This window comes from Streptomyces lushanensis (assembly GCF_001700515.1).
In the GTDB taxonomy this organism is placed as follows: Bacteria; Actinomycetota; Actinomycetes; order Streptomycetales; family Streptomycetaceae; genus Streptomyces; species Streptomyces lushanensis.
This window is the reverse complement of record NZ_MAUD01000544.1, coordinates 1-590: the sequence shown is the minus strand read 5'-3', so window position 1 is coordinate 590 and position 590 is coordinate 1. Positions and strand designations below refer to the sequence as shown.

The window sequence follows — 590 nt, the reverse complement described above, 5'->3', positions numbered from 1 at the left end:
CTCGCCGTCTCCTCGCACGGCCAGCCGTTCTCGTACTTCGCCTGGGCCTACGGCCTGCCCACCGACGGCTCTCCCGGCGGCGCGCTGCCCTGGGGCCCGGTCAACGACATCGCCGTCGCGGACATCGGCGGCGAGCACCGCACGCTCCTGCTCACCGGCAAGCCACCGCACGAACCGGCCGCCTGGAAGCGGTACCGCGGCGGCGCGACGGGCCGGCTCTGGCTGCACGGCAAGCGGCTGCTCGCGGGCCTCGGGGGCCATCTCGACTGCCCGATGTTCGTCGGCGGACGCATCGCGTTCCTCTCCGACCACGAGGGCGTCGGCAATCTCTACTCCTGCCGTCCCGACGGCACCGATCTGCTCCGCCACACCGATCACGACGCCTTCTACGCACGTCACGCCTCGTCCGACGGCCGCCGGGTGGTCTACCAGTGCGGGGGCGATCTCTGGCTGGTCGAGTCGCTGACCGCCGACTCCGTACCGCGCAAGCTGGATATACGGCTCGGCGGGCAGCGCGCGGGACGCCGGGGCTACCAGGTTCCCGCGGCCGGCCATGTGAACGGGATATCCGTGGACACAACGGGCCGGGC

General features: G+C 72.4%; 1 pseudogene. It reads left to right on the top strand.

What is annotated here, in order from left to right:
- Positions 1 to 590 (top strand): annotated as a pseudogene (locus BFF77_RS31025) (S41 family peptidase); the annotation flags it as partial.